Genomic DNA, 24,896 nt, shown 5'->3' with positions numbered 1-24,896 from the left:
GACGTGGCCGCGCGCACCGTCCCGGGCGACCCGTTCGCAACCACACCGTCGCCGCACGCGCGCTCCGTCCGCCGTGGCGACGCGAGGAGATCAGTTGTCCATCGCACCACCCGAGAGCCGGCACACCCCGTCGCCGGACCCCACCAGCACGTCGCCGGACGCCACCGCGTCGCCGGCGGTCAGCGTCCGCGACGTCTACAAGGTGTTCGGCCGCCGACCCGCCGAGGCCGTCCGACGTCTCGCCGCCGGCGCCACCCGCGACGAGGTCCGCGAGCAGGGATCGGCCGCGGTCATCGACGCGTCCTTCGACGTCCGACCCGGCGAGATCTTCGTCGTCATGGGGCTGTCCGGCTCCGGCAAGTCGACCCTGATCCGGATGCTCAACGGCCTGCTCGAGCCCACCGCCGGCAGCGTCGAGATCGGCGGCCGGACGGTCACCGGCGCGACGCCGAAGGGGATCCGCGACATCCGCCGGTCCAGCGTGTCGATGGTGTTCCAGCACTTCGCCCTGCTGCCGCACCGCACCGTGCTCGAGAACGTCGCGTTCGGGCTCGAGGTGAACGGCGTCGACAAGGCCACCCGGCTCGCGAAGGCCCGCGAGGTCATCGACCTGGTCGGCCTGGACGTCTGGGCCGACGCGAAGCCCGACGAGCTGTCCGGCGGCATGCAGCAGCGCGTCGGCATCGCCCGCGCCCTCGCCGCCGAGACCGACGTCCTGCTCATGGACGAGGCGTTCAGCGCACTCGACCCGCTGATCCGCCGCGAGATGCAGGAGCAGCTCGTCGACCTGCAGCAGCGGCTCGGCAAGACCATCGTCTTCATCACGCACGACCTGAACGAGGCGATGTTCCTCGGTGACCGGATCGCCGTGATGCGCGACGGCCGGATCGTGCAGATCGGGACGCCGGAGGACATCCTGACCGACCCGGCGAACGACTACGTCGCCCAGTTCGTGCAGGACGTCGACCGCGCCCGCGTGCTGACGGCCGCCAGCGTCATGGAGCCGGCCCGCGCCACCGTCCCGCTCACCGTCGGTCCCCGTGGTGCGCTGCGCACCATGCGGGACCTGCAGACCGCCGCGCTCTTCGTCACCGGACGGGGCCGGAAGCTCGAGGGCTGGGTCCGGGACCGCCACGTGATGCGCCAGGTCAAGGCCGGCGACACGAACCTCGACGCGATCGTGAACACCGAGTACGCCCGGGTCGCTCCCGACACCGCGCTGACCGACCTGTTCGAGCTCGCCGTCGAGTCACCCCTGCCGATCGCCGTCGTCGACGACGAGGGGCGCCTGCTCGGCGTCGTGCCGCGCGTCACACTGCTGGCCGCGCTCGGCAACGTGCCGACGTCGACCATGCCGATCCCGGTGCTCGAGCCGGTCACCCGCATCTCCGACTCCGACATGGACTCGACCCTCGCCGCGACCGGCGAGACGCCCGCCGACGCCGGCGAGCCCGCCACCGAAGGAGACCACGCATGATCACCCCCGGTACCAACTCCTTCGGCGACTTCCACCTGCCCCTCGGCACCTGGGTCGCCGCGATCGTCGACTGGATCACCACCTACCTGTCCGGGTTCTTCGACGTCGTCCGCTACGTGTTCACGTGGATGGACGCGTGGATGGAGTACTTCCTGTCCACCCCGCCGTTCTGGGTCGTCGTCGCGGTGCTCGTCGTGCTGGCGTTCCTGGCGAAGGGCTGGAAGCTCGCGCTCGGCGCCGCGATCGGTCTGCTGTTCATCGTCAGTGTCGGGCAGTGGACGAACGCGATGAACACCCTCGCGCTCGTCGTCGTCGCAGCCGGCCTGGCCGTCGTCCTCAGCATCCCGCTCGGGGTGTGGGCCGCCCGGTCCGACGCCGCGAGCCGGATCATCCGCCCGGTGCTCGACTTCATGCAGACGACCCCGGCGTTCGTCTACCTGATCCCGGCTCTGTTGCTGTTCCGCGTCGGCGTCGTCCCCGGCATCGTCGCGACGATCGTGTTCGCGATGGCCCCCGGCGTCCGGCTCACCGAGCTCGGCATCCGCGGCGTCCCGAGCGAGGTCGTCGAGGCCGGTGCCGCCTTCGGGTCGAGCCCGTGGCGCATTCTGCGCCAGATCCAGCTGCCGTTGGCGAAGGCCAGCATCATGGCCGGCGTCAACCAGGTCATCATGCTGTCGCTCTCGATGGTCGTCATCGCCGGCATGGTCGGCGCCGGCGGGCTCGGTGAGCAGATCGTCGCTTCGCTGAACCGCATCGACGTCGGTCTCGGGGCGGAGGCCGGTCTGTCGGTCGTGGTCCTGGCGATCCTGCTGGACCGTCTGACCGCAGCGCTCGGCGGTGACGCGAGTGGTGCCTCCCGGCCCTGGAAGCGCAAGCGGAAGCCCACCGTGACCGCGACGCCGAACGCGGCGACCGCGCAGACCGCCGCCACCACCGAAGCGGTCAGCGACCGTCAGACCGTCGACGCGTGAGGAAGGAACAGATCATGAAGCGAACCAAGCGCACCCTCGCGGCGGCCGTCCTCGCCGTCGCCACCGCCGTCGGCCTGTCCGCCTGCATGCCGCCCGGGTACTACGGGGCCTCCGGCACCGTCGACAACGGCGACCAGAAGTCGATGCACGTCGTCGTCTTCAACGGCTGGGACGAGGACACCGCCGCCAGCTACCTCTGGAAGTACGTGCTCGAGCAGAAGGGCTACGACGTCCAGCTGACGAACTCCGACGTCGCGCCGGCCTACACGGGCCTGGCATCCGGCGACTACGACGTCGTGTTCGACACCTGGCTGCCGAACACGCACAAGGAGTACATGGACACGTACGGCAAGGACCTGACGGACCTCGGCGCCTGGAACGAACAGGCATCCCTGGAACTCGCCGTGCCGGAGTACTCGGACATCGACTCGATCGACGAACTCAAGGCGCACGCGTCCGACTTCGGCAACAAGATCGTCGGCATCGAGCCCGCCGCCGGTGAGACGAAGGTCGTGTCCGAGCAGGTCATCCCGCAGTACGGGCTGGACGGCATGGACTTCATCACGAGTTCGACGCCGGCGATGCTCGCCGACCTCAAGGCCTCGATCGCGAAGAAGGAGGACGTCGTCGTGACGCTGTGGCGTCCGCACTGGGCGTACGACGCCTTCCCGATCAAGGACCTGGAGGACCCGAAGGGTGCGCTCGGCAAGAACGAGGAGATCCACACGATCGCCAAGAAGGACTTCGCCGACGAGTTCCCGCAGGCGTCGAAGTGGATGGAGGACTTCTCGATGGACTCCGACACCCTCTACTCGCTCGAGAACGCGCTCGTGAACAGCGGCGCGAAGGCCGGCGAGTACCCCGCGATCACCGAGAAGTGGGCTTCCGAGCACCAGGACTTCGTGGATTCGCTCACGTCCGGCGAGTAGTCAGCAGGTCGGACAGGAGGCCCGGTGCGCGTCGTGCGCACCGGGCCTCGTCGCGTGCGTGGCCGGGTTCCTGAACGACGGCTGTCGTGCGTTGCTTCGATGGAGGGATGGACATCCTCCTCCGACTCCTCGTCGCGATCGGGTTCGCCCTCCTCATCACCGCCGCCGCCGCGGTCGTCCTGCACCTGGTGCTCCGGACGATCGCGCGTCGGGAACGGTGGGCCGGCGTGCTCTCGCGGCGGGCGAAGCACCCGTTCCGCACCACCCTGCTCGTGGTCCTGCTCTGGATCGCGTTCACCTCGAGCGTCCCGCGCGACGCCGACGCGTACCCGTGGCGCGACGAGGTCGTGCACGGGTTCCTCATCGTCACGATCGCGGTGGGCTGCTGGCTGGCGTGCCAGATCGCGATCTTCCTCGAGGACCTCGGCCTGCACCGGTTCCGCATCGACGTCCCCGACAACCGCCAGGCCCGCCGCATCCGTACGCAGGTCCTCATCATCCGGCGGCTGACCGTCGCCGTGCTCGTCATCATCGCCGTCGGCGCGATCCTGCTCACCTTCGACGGGGTCGAGGCGGCGGGCGCGAGCGTCCTCGCGAGCGCCGGACTCATCTCGGTCGTCGCCGGTCTGGCGGCGCAGTCGACGCTCGGCAACGTCTTCGCCGGCATGCAGCTCGCGTTCTCCGGGTCGATCCGCGTCGACGACGTCGTCGTGGTCGAGCAGCAGTGGGGGCGGATCGAGGAGATCACCCTGACCTACGTGGTCGTGCACCTGTGGGACGACCGGCGCTTCGTGCTGCCGTCGACGTACTTCACGAGCACGCCGTTCGAGAACTGGACGCGGACGAACAGCGAGCTGCTCGGTGCCGTCGAGATGGACCTGGACTGGCGGGTCCGCCCGGGGGAGATGCGCGAGGAGCTCGACCGCATCCTCGACCGCACCGAGCTGTGGGACCGCCGGGTCAAGGTGCTGCAGGTGACCGACGCCGTGCAGGGGTACGTGCGGGTGCGGGTCCTCGCGACGTCGCACGACGCCCCGTCGCTGTTCGACCTGCGCTGCTACATCCGTGAGGAGCTCGTCGAGTGGATCCAGCGCACCCACCCCGACGCCCTGCCGGTCCAACGCGTGCTCATGGTCGACGAGACGGCGCCGCGGCGGCGCACGGCGTCGACCGCTGCCGACTCGGCGCTGTTCGCGCCGGGCCAGGAGGACCGCGCGGCGCTCTTCACCGGCCCCATCCAGACGTCCGACATCCCGCCGTCGGAGCGCTGACGGGCGCGACCGGCGCTGCGGAACCAGGTGCCGTGGACGGGGCTGACGACGGACGGGAGGCCCGTGGCGGATCCGCCACGGGCCTCCCGTCCGTCAGATGGTCGCTATTTAGGGCTGGCGCGCCTTGACGGCGCGGTCGTCCTCGACCACCGTGCCGATCGCCACGATCGTGGTCGCGATCCAGGCGACCCACGTCAGGGCGAGCCGCCAGTCGCGGGGTCCCTGACGGGTGGTCTGGAGCACGCTGTAGCCGCTGATGAGCGAACTCCACACCGCACCGTTGAACATGAACTTGCGCACAGAGGCCTCCTGTCGTCGTGCTCCCAACGCTACCGGTCAGTACATTGGAGCGCCGCCGGACACCCTGCCCGGCGCACTCGTGGAGGAGCGCCCGTGCGTCAGGCCGTCATCGGAGCAGTGCTGCTCGTCATCGGCGCGGTCTGCGTCGCCCTCGGGCTGCTGCCGCTCGACGACCTCGGGGTCCTGGCCGAGCGGGTCCTGCCCGTCCTCGGGTTCGTCCTCGGGCTGACGATCGTCGCCGAGCTCGCCGCGGACGCCGGCGTGTTCGACCGACTCGCCGACGTCGCCGCGCGGGTCGGCGGCGGACGCACGATCGGGCTGTGGGGTGCGGTCGTCGTCCTCGCCGTGCTCTGCACCGTGTTCCTGTCCATCGACACCACCGCGGTGCTGCTCACCCCGATCGTGATCTCGCTGGCACGGCGGGTGGGTCTGCCGCCGATGCCGTTCGCGCTGACCACCGTCTGGCTCGCGAACACCGCGTCCCTGCTGCTGCCGGTGTCGAACCTGACGAACCTGCTCGCCGTCGACCGGATGGGTCTGGGCGGCCCGCTGCCCTTCGCCGGGCTGATGGCCTGGCCGGCGGTCGCCGGTGTCGTCGTGCCGTGCGTCGTCCTGCTCGTGGTGTTCCGCGGCGGGCTCTTCGGGCGCTACACGCCGGTCTCGGTGCGCCGTCCGTCCGACCCGGTGTCGTTCTGGGCGGCGTCCGCCGTGCTCGTCGCGCTCGTCGTGGCGCTGACCGCCGGGGTGACGGTGTGGATCGCTGCCGTCGCCGGTGCCCTCGTGCTCGTCGTCGTCGCGGCCTTCCGGTCGCCGGCCGAACTCCGGCCGTCGCGCGTGCCGTGGTCGACGCTGCTCTTCGCCGCCGGGCTGTTCGTGGTCGTCGAGACCCTGCACAGCACCGGGCTCACCGACCCGCTCGTGCAGGCGCTCGGCGACGGCACCGGGACCGGGCCCCTCCTGCTGCTGGGCGGCGGGGGAGCGGTGGCGGCGAACGCGATCGACAACCTGCCCGCGTACCTGGTGCTCGAGCCGGCCGCCGGGCACGAGGCCGTGCGGTACGCCGCGCTCCTCATCGGCGTGAACGCCGGGTGTCTCGTGACACCGTGGGCGTCGCTCGCGACCCTGCTGTGGCACGCACGGCTGTCGGCCGAGGGCGTGCACCTGTCGTGGGGGAAGTACATGGCGCTCGGGTGCGTCGCGGCGCCGCTCACCGTGGTCGCCGGGGTCCTCGCGCTCGCGATCTGAGGCGGGGTCGCCGGTCACCGATCGCACCGTGGGTACCGATCGCACGGTGCGTGTTCGGTCGTTCGGTGCGGTATCGGCTGCCTGGTGCGAGCTCGTGGTGGCGCACGGTGCGGTCAGTCGTGCACGGCGCAACGAAACCTGCACGGTGCCGTTCCTCCCCATCCGCAGCGGTCAACAGACCGAGCTCGCACCGGCCGAACAACCTCGCACCGTGCGACGGCTGTGGGCGGTCAGAGCCAGTCGCGGGCCTTGAAGACGCGGTACAGCACGAGCGACGACGCGACGATGAGCGCGAGCGATACGTACAACCCGCTCCAGGCACCCTCGCCCGGGAACGTCACGTTCTGCCCGAAGAAGCCGGTGATCGCGGTGGGGATCGCGATGATCGCGGCCCAGCTCGTCACCTTCTTCATCACGGTGTTCTGCCGGTTCGACGACAGGTTGAGGTTCGTGTCCAGGACGCTCGAGACGGCGTCGCGCAGCTGCTCGACGGAGTCCGAGATCGACACCAGGTGGTCCTCCACGTCACGGAAGTACGGTCGGATGCCGTCCGCGATCGTCTCCGCGTCGCCGTGCAGCAGCGAGGCGACACTGTCGCGGGTCGGGACGACGAGGCGCCGGAGCACGCCGAGGGCCTTGCGCAGACGGAACGACCTGCGTTGGATCTGCTGTTCGCGGGCGTTGCCCCGTTCGAACAGGTCGCCCTCGAGGTCGTCGATGCGCCGTTCGATGTCCTCGACGGTGTCGGTGGCGTGGTCGACGACGGCGTCGAGCAGTGCCCACACGAGCCACGGGACCCCGTGGCCGGCGATGTCGGCGTTCGCCGTGAGCCGGTGCTCCATCGCCGAGGTGTCCACGTCGGCGCCGTGGATGGTGACGAGGGCGTGCTCGGTGACGAACGCCTTGACCTCGTGCGTGACGAGTTCGCCGTCGTCGCCGAGCCCGCCGACGTCGTAGACGACCAGGAACAGGCTGTCCCGGTAGCGGTCGAGCTTGGCGCGCTGGCCGTGCTCGACGGCGTCCTCGACGGCCAGGGCGTGGATGCCGAGTTCCGCTTCGACCTGCTCGAGGTCGGCGTGCGTGGGGTCGGTGTAGTCGACCCAGACGATGCCCGAGTCGGCGATGACGTCCGAGATCCGGTCGACCGGGAAGTCCTGCTCCGTCGCGTCGCCGCCGCGCCACGCCCGTGTCCTGACCATGCGCGTCAGCCTAGTGAGACGGCCGGCCCGGGGATCCCAGGCCGGCCGTCGTGGTGCGTGCGTCAGTACGCGGAGACGAGCTTCCCGTCCTCCACCTTCAGGTACTGGTTCACGTCGAAGCTGTCCTCGCCGTGCTCCTTGTCCCCGAAGTACGAGGTGTAGTCGTACTCGACGACACCGTCCTTCGTGCTCTGCACCATGACCGTGCCCGAGGTGGAGGCCTCGACCTCGACCTCCGGCATCGTCGTGACGTCGTAGCGGACGGCACCGTCGGCGTCGTACGGGCCGTACCAGGGGCACCCGCTCAGCGCGCTGAGGTCGGTCTTCGTGGCGCAGTCGTCGATCAGGTCGGCCACGTACTGCTCGGCGTCCTGCTGCAGCGCCTTCGTCGCGGTCGGCGAGAAGTCGACGTACCCGGAGGACGTCGCGCCGACCGACACCTGCTCGGTGCCGCCGGTGAAGTACTTCGTCCCGCCGACCTCGACCTCGTACGTGCCGGGGTAGGCGAGCGAGGTGAACCGGCCGTCGCTGATCTCGCCGATCTCCTTGCCGCCGACCGTCACCGGGGCGCCCTCGAGCACCTCGGACGCGGTCAGGGTGACGGTCTGGGCGAGCGGCTCGGTGACGCGCCACTCGTCCTTCACCAGGAACGAGGTGCCGGTGCGCCGCAGGCTGACCTGGCCGGAGCGGTTCTTCCCGTCCTGGGTGTAGCTGACGGTGGCGAGGGCACTGTCGCCGCTCGTCGACACGCGGCCGACGCGGATGTCCGACGGGCGGTCCTTCGCGCTCTTCAGCACCGCGGTGTCGAGCATGGCGGCGTCGGACGGCACGTCGCTGAGTCGCGCGGCGGTGTCCGCGTCACCGCTCGCGATGGCCTGCACGTACGACTTCACGGTCGGGGCCGGACCCCACACGTTGGCGCGGAGCACCCCGGTGGTGACGGCACCCGCGATGACGACGACGACCACGGCGCCGCCGGCGATGAGCGAGCGTACCAGGATCTTCTTGGCGCGCGGCGACAGCGGGGCGGGTGCGGGCGCGCCACCGCCGACGAACGGCTGCGCGGGCTGGCCGGGGTGGTCGACACCGGGAGTCGCCGACCACGCGGCGCCGGTCGGGTCCGCGGTCGGGGCCGGGAACGCCCCCGGCGCAGCCGAACCGGCGGGCGGGTACGTGCCGGACGCGGGCGGACCGGCGGGCGGGTACGTGCCGGGCGCGGGCGGACCGGCGGGCAGGTGGGTGCCGGGTGCGGGCGATCCCGCCACCGGGGACGTGCCGGGGGCCGGCGATCCCGCTGCCGGGAACACCGGCGCGGCCGCCGGACGCGGGTCGGCACCGACGAGGCGCGACGTCCGCAGCACGACGCCACCGCCGAGGCGGGGGAGCAGCACGGGTGCGAGGTACCGTGCCACGGCTTCGATCGCGCCGCCCCAGAGCGCGAACACCAGCGGCGTCCACGGGGCGATCCCGACCGAACCACTGCCGCTGACCGCGCTGACGCCCGTCGCCTGGTACGACACCAGACCGGTGCCGAGCACGAAGAGCAGCAGCCCCAGGGCGAACCAGACGACCGGGGTCACGACCCAGTCCACCGTGGTGCGGAACCGGTCGTTGCGGCGGACGGCGAGCGCGAGGCCCGCGACGACCGAGGTCACGACGACGAGCAGGACCACGAGCCAGGTCCAGCCGCCGGCGCCGCCGAAGACCGACGCCGTGCTCCCGGCCGAGCCGAAGCCGGACAGCCCGACGCCGCCGAGGAACCCGAGGGCGGTGAGCGCGACCGCGACGTTGCCGACGAGCAGCGGCAGCGCCGCACCCCACGAGGGCTGCCCGATCAGTGCGACGACGATGACGACGACGGTCACCAGCACGACGAGCACCGTGAGCTGGGACGCCGCGACGCGCAGGGTGCCGAGGACACGACCGGCGAACACGTTCCGGCCGAGGAGCGCCGACGGACGTGCGAGCACCGCGGCGAGTGCGCCGATCACGAAGGCGCCGAGGATGCTGCCGAGGCCGACCGCGTGCACGGGGTCGATGGCGGCGCCCGGGACGGCGGGGAACCGGATGGCCAGGATGCCCGCGGCGGCGTTGGTCAGCACCGTGGCCACCAGCCCGGACAGGACGGCGGTCAGCACGATCGGGGCGCGCCCGAGGTCGCGGGTGCGGATCCGGCGGGTGAGGACGACGGCCAGCACGACCTGTGCCGCGAGCACGAGGACCGGGACGACGGCGAGCGCGCCGGACCCCGACCCGAGGAAGCCGATCGAGCCGGACAGGTGCAGACGGCCCAGGTCGGCGAGGGCGACCAGCTGGGCGGGCGTGCCGAGCAGGACGCTGACCCCGGAGAGCAGCGACTGGACGTCGGGCGTGCTCCCGGAGCCGAGGTCGGGCGTGCTGCCGGTCGATCCCGATCCGACGGAGGCGGATCCCGATCCGCCGGCTGCGAGCACGGCGACGGTGAGGAGCAACGAGATCGCGGCCACGACGTAGGCGGCGACCCAGCCGCCGACGGCGGCGAGCACGGACGCCAGCCAGTCACGGCCGGTCACCGACCGCAGGAGACGGCCGAACGCATCGGACGACTGCGGGGCGACCGGGGCGACCGGGGCGACCGGGGCGCCCGGCGCGCCCGGCGCGGTCTGGCCCGGCTGTCCCGGCTGTCCCGGCGGGAGGGGCGGAACGGGCGGGTTCGGTGGGTTCTCGCTCATGGCTGGTGGGTCCTCTCCGACCGGGAGGCCGATGCCGCACGCCAGCACCCGTGTCCCCCCGACACGCACCCGTAGCGTACCGGAACCGCCGATCCGCCGTGAATCCGCTGTCCGGGCGCTGGTAGATTCCGACCCGTGTCTGCAGCTTCTCCTTCGTCCACCAAGTACGCCTTCGTCGTCGCCTCGAACCGCCTCCCGGTGGACCGGGTCGTCGACCAGGACGGCAACGAGGGATGGCGGCACTCGCCGGGTGGCCTCGTCACCGCACTCGAACCCGTGATGCGCGCGAACGACGGCGCCTGGGTCGGCTGGGTCGGCCAGCCCGAGGTCGAGGTCGAGCCGTTCGACAACGAGGGCATCCACATCGTGCCGGTCCCGCTGTCCGACGAGGACGTCGAGGAGTACTACGAGGGCTTCAGCAACGACACGCTGTGGCCGCTCTACCACGACGTCATCGAGCACCCGAGCTACCACCGCGACTGGTGGAACGCGTACAAGCGGGTCAACGAGCGCTTCGCGACCCAGATCGCCGAGATCACCGAGCAGGACGGCATCGTCTGGGTGCAGGACTACCAACTGCAGCTCGTGCCGGCACTGCTCCGGGCCAAGCGTCCCGACCTGACGATCGGCTTCTTCAACCACATCCCGTTCCCGCCGGTCGGCATCTACGCCCAGCTGCCCTGGCGCGCGCAGATCCTCGACGGCCTGCTCGGCGCCGACGTCATCGGGTTCCAGCGCCACGACGACGCGAGCGACTTCCTCCGCGCGGTCCGCCACATCAAGGGCTACACGACGAAGGGGCAGACGATCGACGTGCCCGTCGACGACCCGGACGCCCCGCGCAGCCGCAAGGGCATCACGGTCCGCCACGTCGAGGCCCGCCACTTCCCGATCTCGATCGACGCCGAGAGCTTCGAGGCGATCGCCCGCCGACCCGAGGTGCAGGAGCGCGCCCGCGAGATCCGCGAGAGCCTCGGCAACCCGAAGACGGTCCTGCTCGGTGTCGACCGCCTCGACTACACCAAGGGCATCCGGCACCGCATCAAGGCCTTCGGCGAGCTCGTCGAGGACGGCCGCATCAAGGTCGAGGACGCTGCACTCATCCAGGTCGCCAGCCCGAGCCGCGAGCGCGTCGACACCTACGCCACGCTCCGCGACGAGATCGAGTTGAGCGTCGGCCGCATCAACGGCGACCTCGGGGTCATCGGCCACCAGCCGATCTCCTACCTGCACCACGGCTACCCGCGCGAGGAGATGGTGGCGCTCTACCTGGCGGCCGACATCATGCTCGTCACCGCGCTGCGGGACGGCATGAACCTCGTCGCCAAGGAGTACGTCGCAGCGCGGTTCGACAGCGACGGGGTGCTCATCCTGTCCGAGTTCGCCGGCGCCGCCGACGAACTGAAGCAGGCCGTCATCGTCAACCCGCACGACATCGGCGCGTTGAAGGACAGCATCGAGCGCGCGATCGAGATGCCGCGCCGCGAGCGCTCCACGCGGATGCGTGCGCTCCGCAAGCGGGTCCGGGACAACGACGTCGCGCGCTGGTCGCGCTCGTTCCTCGAGGCGCTCGACCGCCACGCCCCGCGGAACGCCCAGCTCGATCCGTCCGCCGTCGACCCGGCGGACCGACACCGTGAGGCGCAGACCGACAACATGTCGATCTTCGACCAGGACGCACAGTCCGCCAGGGCTGCCGAGGACACCCGGGAGGCACGTGATGACTGAGCAGACCGCACACGCCGACGAGATGACGGCTCCAGGGCTCGTCGCCGCACTGGACGCGCTGGCCCGCGCCGGGCGCGTGATCGTCGCCCTCGACTTCGACGGCACGCTCGCGCCCTTCGCCGACGAGCCGTCGCAGGTCGGCGCCCTGCCGGGGTCCTGGGCGGCGGTCCTCACGCTGCACCGCGCGAAGGACACCGAGGTCGTGCTCGTCTCGGGCCGTCCGCTCGGCAGCCTCGCGGCCGTGTCGCACGCGCCGCAGGACATGGCGCTCGTCGGGTCGCACGGCGTCGAGTGGCGCGTGGACGGCCACGACGAAGCGGCCCTCACCGACGACGAGGTCGCACGGGTCGCACGGATCGGTGCGGCGCTCGACGAGGTCGGCGCCCGCTACCCGGACGTGGTCATCGAGCACAAGCCGGCCGGCCACGGCGTGCACACCCGTCGGGTGAACGCCGAGGTCGCCGCGCGGGCGAACGCCGATGCGAGCCGAGCGGCGCACGAGGCCGACCCCGACGTGCTCGAACGCGGCGGCAAGGACATCGTCGAGTTCGCCGTCCGGCACGTCACCAAGGGCGACGCCATCGCGCGGCTGCGTGAGCTCCACGGTGCCGACGCGGTGTTCTTCGCCGGTGACGACGTCACCGACGAGGACGGCTTCCGCGTGCTCGGCGACGGCGACGTCGGCGTGAAGGTGGGTCCGGGGGAGACCCGTGCCGGGTACCGCATCGCGGACCCGGCGGCCCTGACCGGCGTCCTGAAGCAGCTCGCTCGCGCGCGGTTTGCTCAGTGAACCGCGCCAGCGGTTCGCGACGCGCGCCGAGGGAGCCTGCGACCGAGGTTGCGTGATGCGACGCGCTGACCAGGGTGATCCGGGCCTCCCGGTCGGGCTCCAGAATATGCGAACGCATGTTGATGTCCAACTGGTATCCCAAAGCGTCCTAGACTCGCTCCATGCCTGATATCGACGTCAAGCCGCGCAGCCGGGTCGTCACCGACGGGATCGAAGCAACCACCTCGCGTGGCATGCTGCGGGCCGTCGGTATGGGAGACGAGGACTGGAGCAAGCCGCAGATCGGCATCGCGTCCTCGTGGAACGAGATCACGCCGTGCAACCTCTCGCTCGACCGCCTCGCGCAGGGCGCCAAGGAAGGCGTCCACTCCGGTGGTGGCTACCCGCTGCAGTTCGGCACCATCTCGGTCTCGGACGGCATCTCGATGGGCCACGAGGGCATGCACTTCTCGCTCGTCTCGCGTGAGGTCATCGCCGACAGCGTCGAGACCGTCGTCAACGCCGAGCGCCTGGACGGCACCGTCCTGCTCGCCGGCTGCGACAAGTCCCTGCCGGGCATGCTCATGGCCGCCGCGCGCCTCGACCTCGCGAGCGTGTTCCTCTACGCGGGCTCGGTCATGCCGGGCTACGTGAAGCAGGCCGACGGCACGATGAAGGAAGTCACGATCATCGACTCCTTCGAGGGCGTCGGTGCCTGCAAGGCCGGCACCATGTCCGAGGAAGAGCTGAAGAAGATCGAGTGCGCCATCGTCCCGGGCGAGGGCGCCTGCGGTGGCATGTACACGGCCAACACCATGGCGAGCGTGGCCGAGGCCCTCGGCATGTCGCTGCCGGGCTCCGCCGCCCCGCCGAGCGCCGACCGCCGCCGTGACTACTACGCGCACCGCTCCGGCGAGGCCGTCGTCAACATGCTCGAGCACGGCATCACCGCTCGCCAGATCCTCACGAAGGACGCCTTCGAGAACGCGATCGCCGTCGCGATGGCGCTCGGTGGTTCGACGAACGTCATCCTGCACCTGCTCGCCATCGCCTACGAGGCCGAGGTCGAGCTCTCGCTGGACGACTTCAACCGCATCGGCTCGAAGGTCCCGCACCTGGCCGACATGAAGCCCTTCGGCAAGTACGTCATGGTCGACGTGGACCGCAACGGCGGCATCCCGGTGATCATGAAGGCGCTGCTCGACGCCGGCCTGCTGCACGGCGACTGCCTCACCGTGACGGGCAAGACCGTCGCCGAGAACCTGGCCGAGATCGACCCGCCGGCGCTCGACGGCGAGGTCTTCCGCACGCTCGACAACCCGATCCACGAGACCGGCGGCCTGACGGTCCTGCAGGGGACCTTCGCCCCCGAGGGTGCCGTGGTGAAGACCGCGGGCTTCGACGCCGAGGTGTTCGAGGGCCCCGCACGGGTCTTCGACCGCGAGCGCGCCGCGATGGACGCCCTCACCGAGGGGAAGATCCAGAAGGGCGACGTCGTCGTCATCCGCTACGAGGGCCCCAAGGGCGGCCCGGGCATGCGCGAGATGCTCGCCATCACCGCGGCCATCAAGGGCGCGGGCCTCGGCAAGGATGTACTACTCTTGACCGACGGACGATTCTCAGGCGGCACAACCGGCCTGTGCATCGGCCACATCGCACCCGAGGCAGTGGACGCAGGTCCAGTTGCCTTCGTGCGCGATGGCGACCGCATCCGTGTCGACATCGCGGCTCGCTCGCTCGACCTACTGGTCGAACCGACCGAGCTGGAGGCCCGCCGTGACGGCTGGGCCCCGCTGCCCCCGCGCTACACCCGCGGAGTCCTCGCGAAGTACGCCAAGCTCGTGAAGTCCGCCGCCCAGGGCGCGGTCACGGGCTAGCGTTCGACACACGCACCATCGCCACCTCTCCAGGCAAGGACCACCTCATGCCCACGGAAGCAACTCCGCTGTCCGCGGCCGCCGGTGCACGCCGGTCGCCGGAGATCCTGACCGGCTCGGGAGCCGTCCTCCGGACGCTTGAGCACCTCGGGATCACCGACGTCTTCGGCCTGCCCGGCGGTGCGATCATCCCGTTCTACGACGAGCTCATGGCGTCGAAGACGATCCGCCACATCCTCGTCCGCCACGAGCAGGGCGCCGGACACGCCGCCGAGGGCTACGCCTCGGCGTCCGGCAAGGTCGGCGTCGCCATCGCGACGTCGGGCCCCGGCGCGACGAACCTCGTCACGGCGATCGCCGACGCCTACATGGACTCGGTGCCGTTCATCGCGATCACCGGCCAGGTGTTCTCGACGCTGATGGGGACCGACGCGTTCCAGGAAGCCGACATCGTCGGCATCACGATGCCGATCACGAAGCACTCGTTCCTGGTCACCGACCCGGCCGACGTGCCCGCGACCCTGGCCGCGGCGCACCTCATCGCGACGACCGGTCGCCCCGGCCCCGTGCTGGTGGACATCACGAAGGACGCCCAGCAGAAGTCGGCGCCCTACGTCTGGCCGCCCAAGATCGACCTGCCGGGCTACCGGCCGGTCACCAAGGCGCACGGCAAGCAGATCACCGCGGCCGCGCAGCTCCTGGCCGAGGCCGAGCGCCCGGTGCTCTACGTCGGTGGTGGCGTCATCCGCTCCCGCGCGACCGCCGAGCTCCTCCGCTTCGCCGAGGCGACGGGGGCACCCGTCGTGACGACGCTGATGGCACGAGGAGCTTTCCCCGACTCGCACCCGCAGCACCTCGGCATGCCCGGCATGCACGGCACCGTCCCGGCGGTGCTCGGGCTGCAGGACAGCGACCTCATCATCGCGCTCGGCGCCCGGTTCGACGACCGCGTGACCGGCAAGGCCGACGAGTTCGCGCCGAACGCCAAGGTCGTCCACGTCGACATCGACCCCGCCGAGATCTCGAAGATCCGCTTCGCCGACGTCCCGATCGTGGGCGACGCGAAGGAGGTCCTGGTCGACCTGCTCGACGCCTGGGGCGGCATCGCCGTCGACGACCGCGCCTCGACGGCCGACTGGTGGGCGAAGCTCCACCAGCTCAAGGTCGACTTCCCGCTCGGGTACGCGGAGCCGACCGACGGTCTGCTCGCCCCGCAGGCCATCATCAAGCGCATCGGCGAGCTCTCCGGTCCCGAGGCGGTCTACGCCTCCGGTGTCGGGCAGCACCAGATGTGGTCGGCGCAGTTCATCCAGTACGAGCGCCCGAACGCGTGGCTGAACTCCGGCGGCGCGGGCACGATGGGCTACTCCGTCCCCGCGGCGATGGGTGCGAAGGTCGCCGAGCCGGACCGCGTGGTCTGGGCGATCGACGGCGACGGCTGCTTCCAGATGACGAACCAGGAACTCGCGACCTGCGTCATCAACGACATCCCGATCAAGGTCGCGATCATCAACAACTCGTCGCTCGGCATGGTGCGGCAGTGGCAGACGCTGTTCTACGACGGCCGCCATTCGTTCACCGATCTCGAGACCGGCCACGACTCGCGCCGTGTGCCCGACTTCGTGAAGCTGGCCGACGCGTACGGCGCCCTCGGCATCCGCGTCGAGAAGGCGGACGAGGTCGACGCGGCCATCCAGCTCGCGCTCGAGACGAACGACCGCCCCGTGGTGATCGACTTCGTCGTGAGCCGTGACTCGATGGTGTGGCCGATGGTCCCGCAGGGAGTCAGCAACTCGTCCATCGAGTACGCCCAGGCCCTCGCACCCACCTGGGACGACGAGGACGCCGACATGACGGGGGAAACCGCATGAGCCACGTCCTGTCCCTCCTCGTCGAGGACAAGCCCGGTCTGCTGACCCGCGTCGCCGGCCTGTTCGCCCGCCGCGGGTTCAACATCGAGTCGCTCGCCGTCGGCAACACCGAGGTCGACGGCCTCAGCCGGATCACCGTCGTCGTCGACGTCGAGGACCTCCCGCTCGAGCAGGTGACGAAGCAGCTCAACAAGCTCGTCAACGTCATCAAGATCGTCGAACTGGACTTCTCGCAGTCCGTCCAGCGCGAGCACATGCTCGTGAAGGTCCGCGTCGACAACCAGACGCGGTCGGCCGTGCTCGAGGCAGTGAACCTGTTCCGCGCACAGGTCGTCGACGTCGCGAACGACTCGCTCATCGTCGAGGTGACCGGAGACCCCGGCAAGATCCAGGCGATCCTCCGCGTCCTCGAGCCCTACGGCATCAAGGAGCTGGCTCGTGCGGGCCTGCTCGGCATGGGACGCGGACCGAAGAGCATCACCGACCGGGTGCGCTGACCAGCGGTCCGCCACCCCCACAGACCACCAGAACCAAGGAGACACACCCTCGTGACTGACATCGTGTACGACGCCGACGCCGACCTGACGCTCATCCAGGGCAAGAAGGTCGCCGTCATCGGCTACGGCTCGCAGGGCCACGCCCACGCCCTCAACCTCCGTGACTCGGGTGTCGAGGTCAAGATCGGCCTCAAGGAGGGCTCGAAGAGCCGCCAGAAGGCCGAAGAGGCCGGTTTCGAGGTCCTCACCCCGGCCGACGTCACCGCCTGGGCCGACGTCGTCGTCATCCTCGCGCCGGACCAGGTCCAGCGCATCGTCTACGCCGAGGACATCCGCCCGAACCTCAAGCCGGGTGCGACGCTCGTCTTCGGCCACGGCTTCAACATCCGCTTCGGCTACATCGAGGCGCCCGAGGGCGTCGACGTGTCGCTCGTCGCCCCGAAGGGCCCGGGTCACACCGTCCGTCGCGAGTACGAGGCCGGCCGTGGCGTCCCCGTCATCGTCGCCGTCGAGGTCGACGCGTCGGGTTCCGCCTGGGACCTCGCGTGGTCGTACTCCAAGGCCATCGGCGGTCTGCGCTCCGGCGGCATCAAGACGACCTTCACCGAGGAGACCGAGACCGACCTGTTCGGCGAGCAGGCCGTCCTGTGCGGTGGCACCTCGCAGCTCATCCAGTACGGCTTCGAGACCCTCGTCGAGGCGGGCTACCAGCCGCAGATCGCGTACTTCGAGGTCCTGCACGAGCTCAAGCTGATCGTCGACCTGATCTGGGAGGGCGGCCTCACCAAGCAGCGCTGGTCGATCTCGGACACCGCCGAGTTCGGTGACTACGTCTCGGGCCCGCGCGTGATCTCGCCCGACGTCAAGGAGAACATGAAGGCGGTGCTCGCGGACATCCAGAACGGTGCCTTCGCGAAGCGCTTCATCGACGACCAGGACGCCGGCGCCCCCGAGTTCAAGGCGCTCCGCGCCAAGGGCGAGGGTCACCCGATCGAGGCGACCGGCCGCGAGCTGCGCGCGCTCTTCGCGTGGAAGCAGAACGACGGCGACTACGTGGACGGCTCCGCAGCGCGGTAGTCTTCCGAGGAACACTCGATGACGAGGCGGCGGTGCAGCCCTTGCACCGCCGCCTCGCGACGTGACCCGAACGTTATGCAGCAGCTCTTCTCCAGCCCCGACGCCGTGGACCGGCGTCCCTTCGGCGCGCGCCCGGACGATGCGCGACAGCCGTCGGCCGCGATCCGCACGTGCGGTCAGGGGCGGACCGACCAGCATGGGATGATCATCGGATGGCGGTGACGAAACGAGCGGTCCACATCGGCGCCGGCAAGATCGGGCGCGGGTTCGTGGGCCAGTTCCTCGTGGCGAGCGGCTACGAGCTCACTTTCGTCGACGTCGACGACCGTGTGGTGTCCGCGTTGAACGAAGCCGGACGCTTCGTGGTGCACGAGGTCGGCGAGATGCCGGTCGAGCACCTCGTCTACGGCTTCCGGGCGCTCAGCAGCAAGACCGACCGCGACCGCGTGGTCCAGGCCATCGCCGAGGCGGACGTCGTGACGACCGCCGTTGGCGCCCGCACGCTCCCGCTCGTCGCACCGCTCATCGCCGAGGGGCTCGCGGCCCGGCCGCTCGAGCGTGGCGACGTGACGGTCGTGGCGTGCGAGAACGCGTTCAACGCCACCGACTCCCTGCACGCGAGCATCCGTCGTGCGCCGGTGCTCGAGGACCGCGACATCGCCGCCGTGTTCGCGAACTGTGCGATCGACCGCATCGTCCCCGACCAGTCCGGCGTGCTCGGCCAGTCCGGCGGCCTCGACGTCGTCCTCGAGCCCTTCTACGAGTGGGTCATCGAGCGCACGCCGTTCCTCGGCTCCGACGCCGAACCCCCGACGATCGAGGGCGTCACGTGGGTCGACGACCTGCAGCCCTTCGTCGAGCGCAAGCTCTACACGGTCAACACCGCGCACGCGACGGCCGCCTACCACGGCTACGTCCGCGGCATCCGGCTGATCCGCGAAGCCCTCGAGGACGACGCCGTCCGTGCCGAGGTCGACGGCGTCCTCGCCGAGACCACCGCACTGCTCGTGGCGAAGCACGGCTTCGACCCGGAGGAGCACGCACGCTACGTCGCGGCGAACCTGTCGCGCATCGCGAACCCGCACCTGCCCGACACCACCGTGCGCGTCGGACGGAACCCGCTCCGCAAGCTCGGCCGGCGCGAGCGGTTCGTCGGGCCGGCCGCACAGCTCGCCGAACGGGGCCTGCCCGTCGGTCACCTGCTCGGGGCCGTCCGCGTCGCGCTCGCGTTCGACGACGAGAACGACCCGGAGTCGATCGAGCTGCACGCGCTGCTCCGCTCCGGCGCGACGGCGCATGCGCTCACCGAGATCCTCACCGGACTGATGGAGAGCCACCCGCTGTTCCCCGCCGTGCGCGAGGTCGTCGCCGAGGTGCTCCAGACGCAGCCCGCCGACGCCTGAGCGGTCGTCCCACCGGGAACCCGTGGTCCCCCCGTGCGCTGGTCCCTCGTAGGATCGAGGCATGAACACGGCAGCATCCCCACCCGACGGGTCGGTCGACCCGGACGTGACGAACGCCGTCGACCACGACGACGAGGCGCTCAGCTGGGGTGACGCCGACGACGCCACCCACGTCGACGCCGCGCACAACCCGGTCGCCGTCAAGGACCGTGGCGACCGCGACCCCGAGGCACCGGAGACCTCCGGCGCACTCGTCGGGTTCGGCGTGTTCGGTGGGCTCTACCTGCTCTACACCGTCGCCTGGCTGCTGACGGCGTCCACGTCGTACGTCTCGGGTGTCGACACCGTCCTGACGGTCTTCGTCGAGGTGCTCCGGTTCCTCGCCATCCTCGCGCCGGCGCTGTGGTTCACGGTCGTGCTGTGGGCCGCCCGGGGCAGCCGGACCCGGACGCGACTGCTCTGGATGCTGCTCGGTGCCGTCGTGCTGTTCCCGTGGCCGTTCCTGCTGACGCGGAGCTTCGGGTGACCGCCGCGACGCCCGCCGCACGCCGGTCGCCCGGCCCGGTCGTCGGCCGCGTCGCCGTCTGGGTCGTGTTCGCGGTGCTGTTCGCCTACATGACGGTGCAGGCGGTGGGGAACCTCACGCAGATCTCGCAACGGGTGGACGAGTTCAACGCCTTCCTCGCGACGACCTCGGGCGGGGAATCGCTGCAGGCGAGCACGCCCTGGCTGTGGCTGGTCCTGGACATCCTGATCGCCCCCGTCGCGTTCGTGGCCGCCCTGGTGATCACGCGTCGTGCGCGGCTGACCGTGACCGTCGCCGTGTTCGTCCTCGCCTTCGCGGCGGCCGGCGCGCTGTGGCTCGACCTGCAGCTGTTCGTGCCGAGCCTGCTGCAGTTCTAGACGTGCGCGGTCGTAACGGACCGCGCACGTCGATAGCATGGTGGGATACCAACCGTCTCTCGTGAGGAAACAGCAGCTGTGTCGAAGCCGGTCGTCCTGATCGCCGAAGAACTCTCGCCCGCCACGGTCGACGCCCTCGGGCCCGACTTCGAGATCCGGAACGTGGACGGCACCGACCGGCCCGCGCTCCTGTCCGCCCTCGCCGACGCGGATGCCGTGCTGGTGCGTTCCGCCACCAAGATCGATGCCGAGGCGATCGCCGCGGCCCCGAACCTCAAGGTCGTCGCCCGTGCCGGTGTCGGCCTGGACAACGTCGACATCAAGGCGGCGACCACCGCCGGTGTGATGGTGGTGAACGCGCCGACCTCGAACATCATCTCCGCCGCCGAGCTCACCGTCGGGCACATCCTGTCGCTCGCCCGCCACATCCCGGCCGCGCACGCGTCGCTGGCCGCCGGCGCCTGGAAGCGCTCGTCCTACACGGGCGTCGAGCTCTACGAGAAGACCGTCGGGATCATCGGTCTCGGCCGCATCGGCGCGCTCATCACGCAGCGCCTGCAGGCCTTCGGCGTCCAGGTCATCGCCTACGACCCCTACGTCACGACGGCTCGCGCCCAGCAGCTCGGAGTCGAGCTCGTCTCCCTCGACGACCTGCTGCGGCGTGCCGACTTCGTCACGATCCACATGCCGCGCACCCCCGAGACCCTCGGCATGATCTCGGACGACCAGTTCGCGATCATGAAGCCGACGGCGTTCGTCGTCAACGTCGCCCGCGGCGGTCTGATCGACGAAGACGCCCTGCACCGCGCACTGACCGCGAACACCATCGCGGGCGCCGGCCTCGACGTCTTCGTGTCGGAGCCGCCGAAGGACTCCCCGCTCGTCTCGCTGCCCAACGTCGTCGTCACGCCGCACCTCGGTGCCTCGACCGACGAAGCGCAGGAGAAGGCCGGCGTCTCGGTCGCGAAGTCGGTGCGCCTCGCGCTCGGCGGCGAGCTCGTGCCGGACGCGGTCAACGTCGCCGGTGGCGTCATCGACCCGTACGTCCGTCCGGGCATCCCGCTGGTCGAGAAGCTCGGTCAGGTCTTCACGGCCCTCGCCACCTCGCCCGTGACGAGCATCGACGTCGAGGTCCACGGCGAGCTCGCCGAGTACGACGTCAGCGTGCTCAAGCTCGCAGCGCTCAAGGGCGTCTTCACCGACGTCGTCAGCGACCAGGTGTCGTACGTCAACGCCCCGCTCATCGCGGAGCAGCGCGGCGTCACCGTGCGGCTCATCACCGAGACCGACAGCCCCGAGTACCGCAACGTGCTGACGATCCGCGGCGCCCAGTCCGACGGCCCGGCGATCAGCGTCTCCGGCACGCTCACCGGCCCGAAGCAGGTCGAGAAGCTCGTGGAGATCAACGGCCACGACGTCGAGGTCCCGCTCGACCGGCACCACGTCGTCATGGAGTACGTCGACCGCCCCGGCATCGTCGCGGTCTACGGCAAGGAGTTCGGCGAGGCCGGCATCAACATCGCGGCGATGCAGATCTCGCGCGAAGCCGCCGGCGGACAGGCGCTCAGCGTCCTGACCGTCGACTCCCCGGTGCCCGCCGAGATCCTCGAGCACGTCGGCCGGGCCATCGACGCCTCCTCGCTCCGCGAGATCGACATCACACTCTGATGGACGTCCGGACGCTCAAGCTCGCGGTGATCCGCGGGGACGGCATCGGACCAGAGGTCGTCGACGAGGCGCTCAAGGTCCTGCACGCCGTGACCCCGGACGACCTCGTCGTCGAGGAGACCCCGTTCTCCCTCGGCGCGACGCGGTACCTCGAGACCGGTGACATCCTCACCGAGGACGACATGTCCGCCATCGCATCGCACGACGCGATCCTGCTCGGCGCGGTCGGTGGGGACCCCCGCGACCCCCGGCTGGCCGGCGGGATCATCGAGCGCGGACTCCTGCTGAAGCTGCGCTTCGCGTTCGACCACTACGTCAACCTGCGGCCGACCACGGTGTACGACGCCGTCGCGACGCCGCTCGCCGCACCGGGCGCGGTCGACTTCGTCGTCGTGCGCGAGGGCACCGAGGGGCCGTACGTCGGCAACGGCGGTGCGATCCGGACGGGGACGCCGCAGGAGATCGCGACCGAGGTCTCGCTGAACACCGCGTTCGGTGTCGAGCGGGTCGTGCGGTACGCCTTCGACCTGGCGGACCGTCGGGCCCGGAAGCACCTGACGCTCGTGCACAAGAGCAACGTCCTGGTGCACGCCGGCGCCCTGTGGCAGCGCACGGTCGCGGCCGTCGGGGCGGAGTTCCCGGACGTCACGGTGGACTACCAGCACGTCGACGCGGTGACGATCCACATGGTGAAGGAACCTGCTAGGTTCGACGTCATCGTCACCGACAACCTCTTCGGCGACATCATCACCGACCTGGCCGGCGCGATCAGCGGCGGCATCGGTCTGGCGGCCTCGGGCAACATCAACCCGGACGGCACCTTCCCCAGCATGTTCGAGCCGGTCCACGGCTCCGCGCCGGACATCGCAGGTCAGCAGAAGGCCGATCCGACGGCCGCCATCCTCTCCGTCGCCCTGCTGCTCGACCACATCGGCCGCAGTGACCTCGCGACGGCGGTGACGCGGGCCGTCGAGGCGGACCTGGCAGACCGGGGCACCACGCAGCGTCGCACGGCCGAGATCGGCGACGCCATCGCCGCCGCGGCCACGGCACGCACCACCACCGCCTGAGAAGGAGCCCTCCCCATGAGCACCGACACCGCCTTCGGACTCGAGTTCGCCACCACCCCGTCCGCGGACCGTCGCGCCGCAGCCGAGCGCGAGGAGATCCTCGCCGACCCGGGCTTCGGCAAGCACTTCACGGACCACATGGCCACCGTCGAGTGGACGCTCGACGACGGTTGGCACAGCGCCTCGATCCACCCGTACGGGCCGCTCACGCTCGACCCGAGCGCCAGCGTGCTGCACTACGCGCAGGAGATCTTCGAGGGGCTCAAGGCGTACCGGCACGCTGACGGTTCGGTGTGGTCGTTCCGCCCGGACGCCAACGCTCGCCGGTTCCAGCGGTCTGCCCGCCGGCTGGCGCTGCCGGAACTGCCGGTCGAGGCGTTCGTCGAGTCGATCCGGCAGCTCGTGCAGGCCGACGTCGACTGGGTGCCGTCCGCGCCCGAGACGAGCCTGTACCTGCGGCCCTTCATGATCGCGACCGAGTCGTTCCTGGGGGTGCGGGCGGCCCAGGCGGTGGCCTACCACTGCATCGCCAGCCCGGCAGGGGCGTACTTCACCTCCGGCCCGAAGCCGGTCTCGATCTGGCTGTCCACCCAGTACGCCCGCGCGGGCAAGGGCGGGACCGGTGCCGCGAAGACGGGCGGCAACTACGCGTCGTCGTTGCTGCCCCAGCAAGAGGCGTACGAGCACGGGTGCCAGCAGGTCATGTTCCTCGACTCGGTCGAGGGCAAGTACCTCGAAGAACTCGGCGGCATGAACGTCGTGCTCGTGAAGTCCGACGGCACGCTCGTCACGCCGGACTCCGACTCCATCCTCGAGGGCATCACGCGCGACTCGATCCTGCAGTTGGCAGAGGACCGCGGGCTCACGGTCGAGAAGCGCCGCGTGACCCTCGACGAATGGCGCGACGGTGTGGCCGACGGCTCCATCACCGAGGCGTTCGCGTGCGGGACGGCCGCCGTCGTGACCCCGATCGCGGAACTCCGCGGCGAGGGCTTCACGATCGGCTCGCCGACCGAGGGCGCCGGGGAACTCACCATGTCCCTGCGCGACGAGCTGACCGACATCCAGTACGGCCGTCGTCCCGACCCGCACGGGTGGATGACGAAGCTGACCGACGCGTCCTGATCGACGCTCGGGCGTGGGTAGGGTCGAACGGTGAAGATCGCACGGTTCAGCAGCAAGGGTGAAGACCCCCGGTACGGCATCCTCGACGAACGGCACCTGGTGGTGCTCGCCGGAGACCCCATGTACCAGGGGTTCGAGACCACGGGGGAGCGCGTCGCACTCGCCGACGCCAAGCTCCTCGCCCCCGTCATCCCGCGGTCGAAGGTCATCGGCGTGGGGCTCAACTACCTCGAGCACGCCTCGGAGATGGACGAGCGCGCCGGCGACGACCCGGTGGTGTTCCTCAAGCCGAACACCTCGGTGATCGGGCCGGACGAGCCCATCCGTCTGCCGGCCGACATCGGTCGCGTCGACCACGAGGGCGAACTCGCCATCGTGATCGGTTCGCTCGCCAAGAACGTCCGGCGCGAGGACTTCGCGAGCGTCGTCCTCGGGTACACGATCGCGAACGACGTGACGGCCCGCGACCTGCAGGCCCGGGACGGGCAGTGGACGCGGTCGAAGGGGTTCGACACGTTCTGCCCGCTCGGCCCGGTCATCGAGACCGAGATCGACCCGTCGGACATCCGCATCGAGACCCGGGTGGATGGCGACCTGCGTCAGGCGGGCTCGACGAACGAAATGGTCCACGACATCCCGTCGCTGGTCGAGTTCGTGTCGTCGATCTGGACCCTGCTGCCCGGAGACGTCATCCTGACCGGTACCCCGGCGGGCGTCGGTCAGATCCGCGACGGCGAGGTCGTCGAGGTGACGATCTCCGGAATCGGCACACTCAAGAACCCCGTGATCGCGCGCCGCTGACCCG

The 24,896-nt window shown here is 70.5% G+C and carries 21 protein-coding genes; 18 read left to right on the top strand and 3 right to left on the bottom strand.

The window, feature by feature from the left end:
* Positions 1 to 94 precede the first annotated feature (94 nt).
* The 4 genes from KZI27_RS13275 to KZI27_RS13260 all read left to right on the top strand — a co-directional run bounded on the left by KZI27_RS13275 (position 95) and on the right by KZI27_RS13260 (position 4,648).
* Positions 95 to 1,477: a glycine betaine/L-proline ABC transporter ATP-binding protein gene (locus KZI27_RS13275; protein WP_410004004.1), complete on the top strand. Its 1,383-nt coding sequence runs from the start codon at positions 95 to 97 to the stop codon at positions 1,475 to 1,477.
* A complete protein-coding gene (locus KZI27_RS13270) occupies positions 1,474 to 2,448 on the top strand; it encodes an ABC transporter permease (protein ID WP_222657978.1) in 975 nt (324 codons plus the stop codon). Before KZI27_RS13275 ends, KZI27_RS13270 begins: the two co-directional genes overlap by 4 nt.
* A gap of 14 nt (positions 2,449 to 2,462) precedes the next feature.
* Positions 2,463 to 3,377, top strand: a complete 915-nt coding sequence (locus KZI27_RS13265; RefSeq protein ID WP_222657977.1) for a glycine betaine ABC transporter substrate-binding protein — start codon at positions 2,463 to 2,465, stop codon at positions 3,375 to 3,377.
* Positions 3,378 to 3,484: 107 nt separating this feature from the next.
* Complete coding sequence (locus KZI27_RS13260) at positions 3,485 to 4,648, top strand: mechanosensitive ion channel family protein (RefSeq protein WP_123313677.1); 1,164 nt, start codon at positions 3,485 to 3,487, stop codon at positions 4,646 to 4,648.
* A gap of 108 nt (positions 4,649 to 4,756) precedes the next feature.
* On the opposite strand, the gene KZI27_RS13255 is transcribed toward KZI27_RS13260, so the two are convergent.
* Complete coding sequence (locus KZI27_RS13255) at positions 4,757 to 4,948, bottom strand: hypothetical protein (protein ID WP_111085947.1); 192 nt, start codon at positions 4,946 to 4,948, stop codon at positions 4,757 to 4,759.
* 93 nt (positions 4,949 to 5,041) lie between these two features.
* On the opposite strand from KZI27_RS13255, the gene KZI27_RS13250 reads away from it, so the two are divergent.
* On the top strand, positions 5,042 to 6,193 hold the full coding sequence (locus KZI27_RS13250; protein ID WP_222657976.1) for an SLC13 family permease: 1,152 nt from the start codon (positions 5,042 to 5,044) through the stop codon (positions 6,191 to 6,193).
* Positions 6,194 to 6,423: 230 nt separating this feature from the next.
* Here the strand turns inward: KZI27_RS13250 and KZI27_RS13245 are convergent, their stop codons facing one another.
* Positions 6,424 to 7,392, bottom strand: coding sequence for a magnesium transporter CorA family protein (locus tag KZI27_RS13245; protein ID WP_222657975.1), 969 nt, complete (start codon positions 7,390 to 7,392; stop codon positions 6,424 to 6,426).
* 62 nt (positions 7,393 to 7,454) lie between these two features.
* Positions 7,455 to 10,103 carry a hypothetical protein gene (locus tag KZI27_RS13240; protein WP_222661528.1) on the bottom strand — a complete coding sequence of 883 codons (2,649 nt, stop codon included), beginning with the start codon at positions 10,101 to 10,103 and terminating at the stop codon, positions 7,455 to 7,457.
* 135 nt (positions 10,104 to 10,238) lie between these two features.
* On the opposite strand from KZI27_RS13240, the gene otsA reads away from it, so the two are divergent.
* The 13 genes from otsA to KZI27_RS13175 all read left to right on the top strand — a co-directional run bounded on the left by otsA (position 10,239) and on the right by KZI27_RS13175 (position 24,892).
* On the top strand, positions 10,239 to 11,831 hold the full coding sequence (gene otsA / locus KZI27_RS13235) for an alpha,alpha-trehalose-phosphate synthase (UDP-forming) (RefSeq protein ID WP_222657974.1): 1,593 nt from the start codon (positions 10,239 to 10,241) through the stop codon (positions 11,829 to 11,831).
* On the top strand, positions 11,824 to 12,621 hold the full coding sequence (gene otsB / locus KZI27_RS13230) for a trehalose-phosphatase (protein ID WP_222657973.1): 798 nt from the start codon (positions 11,824 to 11,826) through the stop codon (positions 12,619 to 12,621). The genes otsA and otsB overlap by 8 nt, the downstream gene beginning before the upstream one ends.
* A gap of 161 nt (positions 12,622 to 12,782) precedes the next feature.
* The gene (ilvD, locus tag KZI27_RS13225) at positions 12,783 to 14,477 is read left to right on the top strand and encodes a dihydroxy-acid dehydratase (RefSeq protein WP_222657972.1); all 1,695 of its coding nucleotides are present in this window, start codon (positions 12,783 to 12,785) and stop codon (positions 14,475 to 14,477) included.
* A gap of 47 nt (positions 14,478 to 14,524) precedes the next feature.
* Complete coding sequence (locus KZI27_RS13220) at positions 14,525 to 16,348, top strand: acetolactate synthase large subunit (protein ID WP_222657971.1); 1,824 nt, start codon at positions 14,525 to 14,527, stop codon at positions 16,346 to 16,348.
* Positions 16,345 to 16,845 carry an acetolactate synthase small subunit gene (gene ilvN / locus KZI27_RS13215; RefSeq protein ID WP_022907763.1) on the top strand — a complete coding sequence of 167 codons (501 nt, stop codon included), beginning with the start codon at positions 16,345 to 16,347 and terminating at the stop codon, positions 16,843 to 16,845. Before KZI27_RS13220 ends, ilvN begins: the two co-directional genes overlap by 4 nt.
* A 51-nt stretch (positions 16,846 to 16,896) precedes the next feature.
* On the top strand, positions 16,897 to 17,922 hold the full coding sequence (gene ilvC, locus KZI27_RS13210; RefSeq protein WP_123313670.1) for a ketol-acid reductoisomerase: 1,026 nt from the start codon (positions 16,897 to 16,899) through the stop codon (positions 17,920 to 17,922).
* Between the two features lie 212 nt (positions 17,923 to 18,134).
* Complete coding sequence (locus KZI27_RS13205; RefSeq protein WP_123313669.1) at positions 18,135 to 19,325, top strand: mannitol-1-phosphate 5-dehydrogenase; 1,191 nt, start codon at positions 18,135 to 18,137, stop codon at positions 19,323 to 19,325.
* A gap of 61 nt (positions 19,326 to 19,386) precedes the next feature.
* The gene (locus tag KZI27_RS13200; RefSeq protein ID WP_111085937.1) at positions 19,387 to 19,851 is read left to right on the top strand and encodes a hypothetical protein; all 465 of its coding nucleotides are present in this window, start codon (positions 19,387 to 19,389) and stop codon (positions 19,849 to 19,851) included.
* Entirely contained in the window at positions 19,848 to 20,228 is a 381-nt protein-coding gene (locus tag KZI27_RS13195) for a hypothetical protein (protein WP_222657970.1), read from the top strand. Before KZI27_RS13200 ends, KZI27_RS13195 begins: the two co-directional genes overlap by 4 nt.
* Positions 20,229 to 20,306: 78 nt before the next feature.
* On the top strand, positions 20,307 to 21,896 hold the full coding sequence (gene serA, locus KZI27_RS13190; RefSeq protein WP_222657969.1) for a phosphoglycerate dehydrogenase: 1,590 nt from the start codon (positions 20,307 to 20,309) through the stop codon (positions 21,894 to 21,896).
* A complete protein-coding gene (locus KZI27_RS13185) occupies positions 21,896 to 22,966 on the top strand; it encodes a 3-isopropylmalate dehydrogenase (RefSeq protein WP_222657968.1) in 1,071 nt (356 codons plus the stop codon). Before serA ends, KZI27_RS13185 begins: the two co-directional genes overlap by 1 nt.
* Positions 22,967 to 22,981: 15 nt before the next feature.
* Positions 22,982 to 24,091 carry a branched-chain amino acid aminotransferase gene (locus KZI27_RS13180; RefSeq protein WP_222657967.1) on the top strand — a complete coding sequence of 370 codons (1,110 nt, stop codon included), beginning with the start codon at positions 22,982 to 22,984 and terminating at the stop codon, positions 24,089 to 24,091.
* Between the two features lie 30 nt (positions 24,092 to 24,121).
* The gene (locus tag KZI27_RS13175) at positions 24,122 to 24,892 is read left to right on the top strand and encodes a fumarylacetoacetate hydrolase family protein (RefSeq protein WP_222657966.1); all 771 of its coding nucleotides are present in this window, start codon (positions 24,122 to 24,124) and stop codon (positions 24,890 to 24,892) included.
* Positions 24,893 to 24,896: the final 4 nt, after the last annotated feature.

This window comes from Curtobacterium sp. TC1 (genome assembly GCF_019844075.1).
GTDB lineage: Bacteria > Actinomycetota > Actinomycetes > Actinomycetales > Microbacteriaceae > Curtobacterium.
Note: the sequence above shows the minus strand (reverse complement) of the source record. Positions and strands in the feature narration are given on the sequence as shown.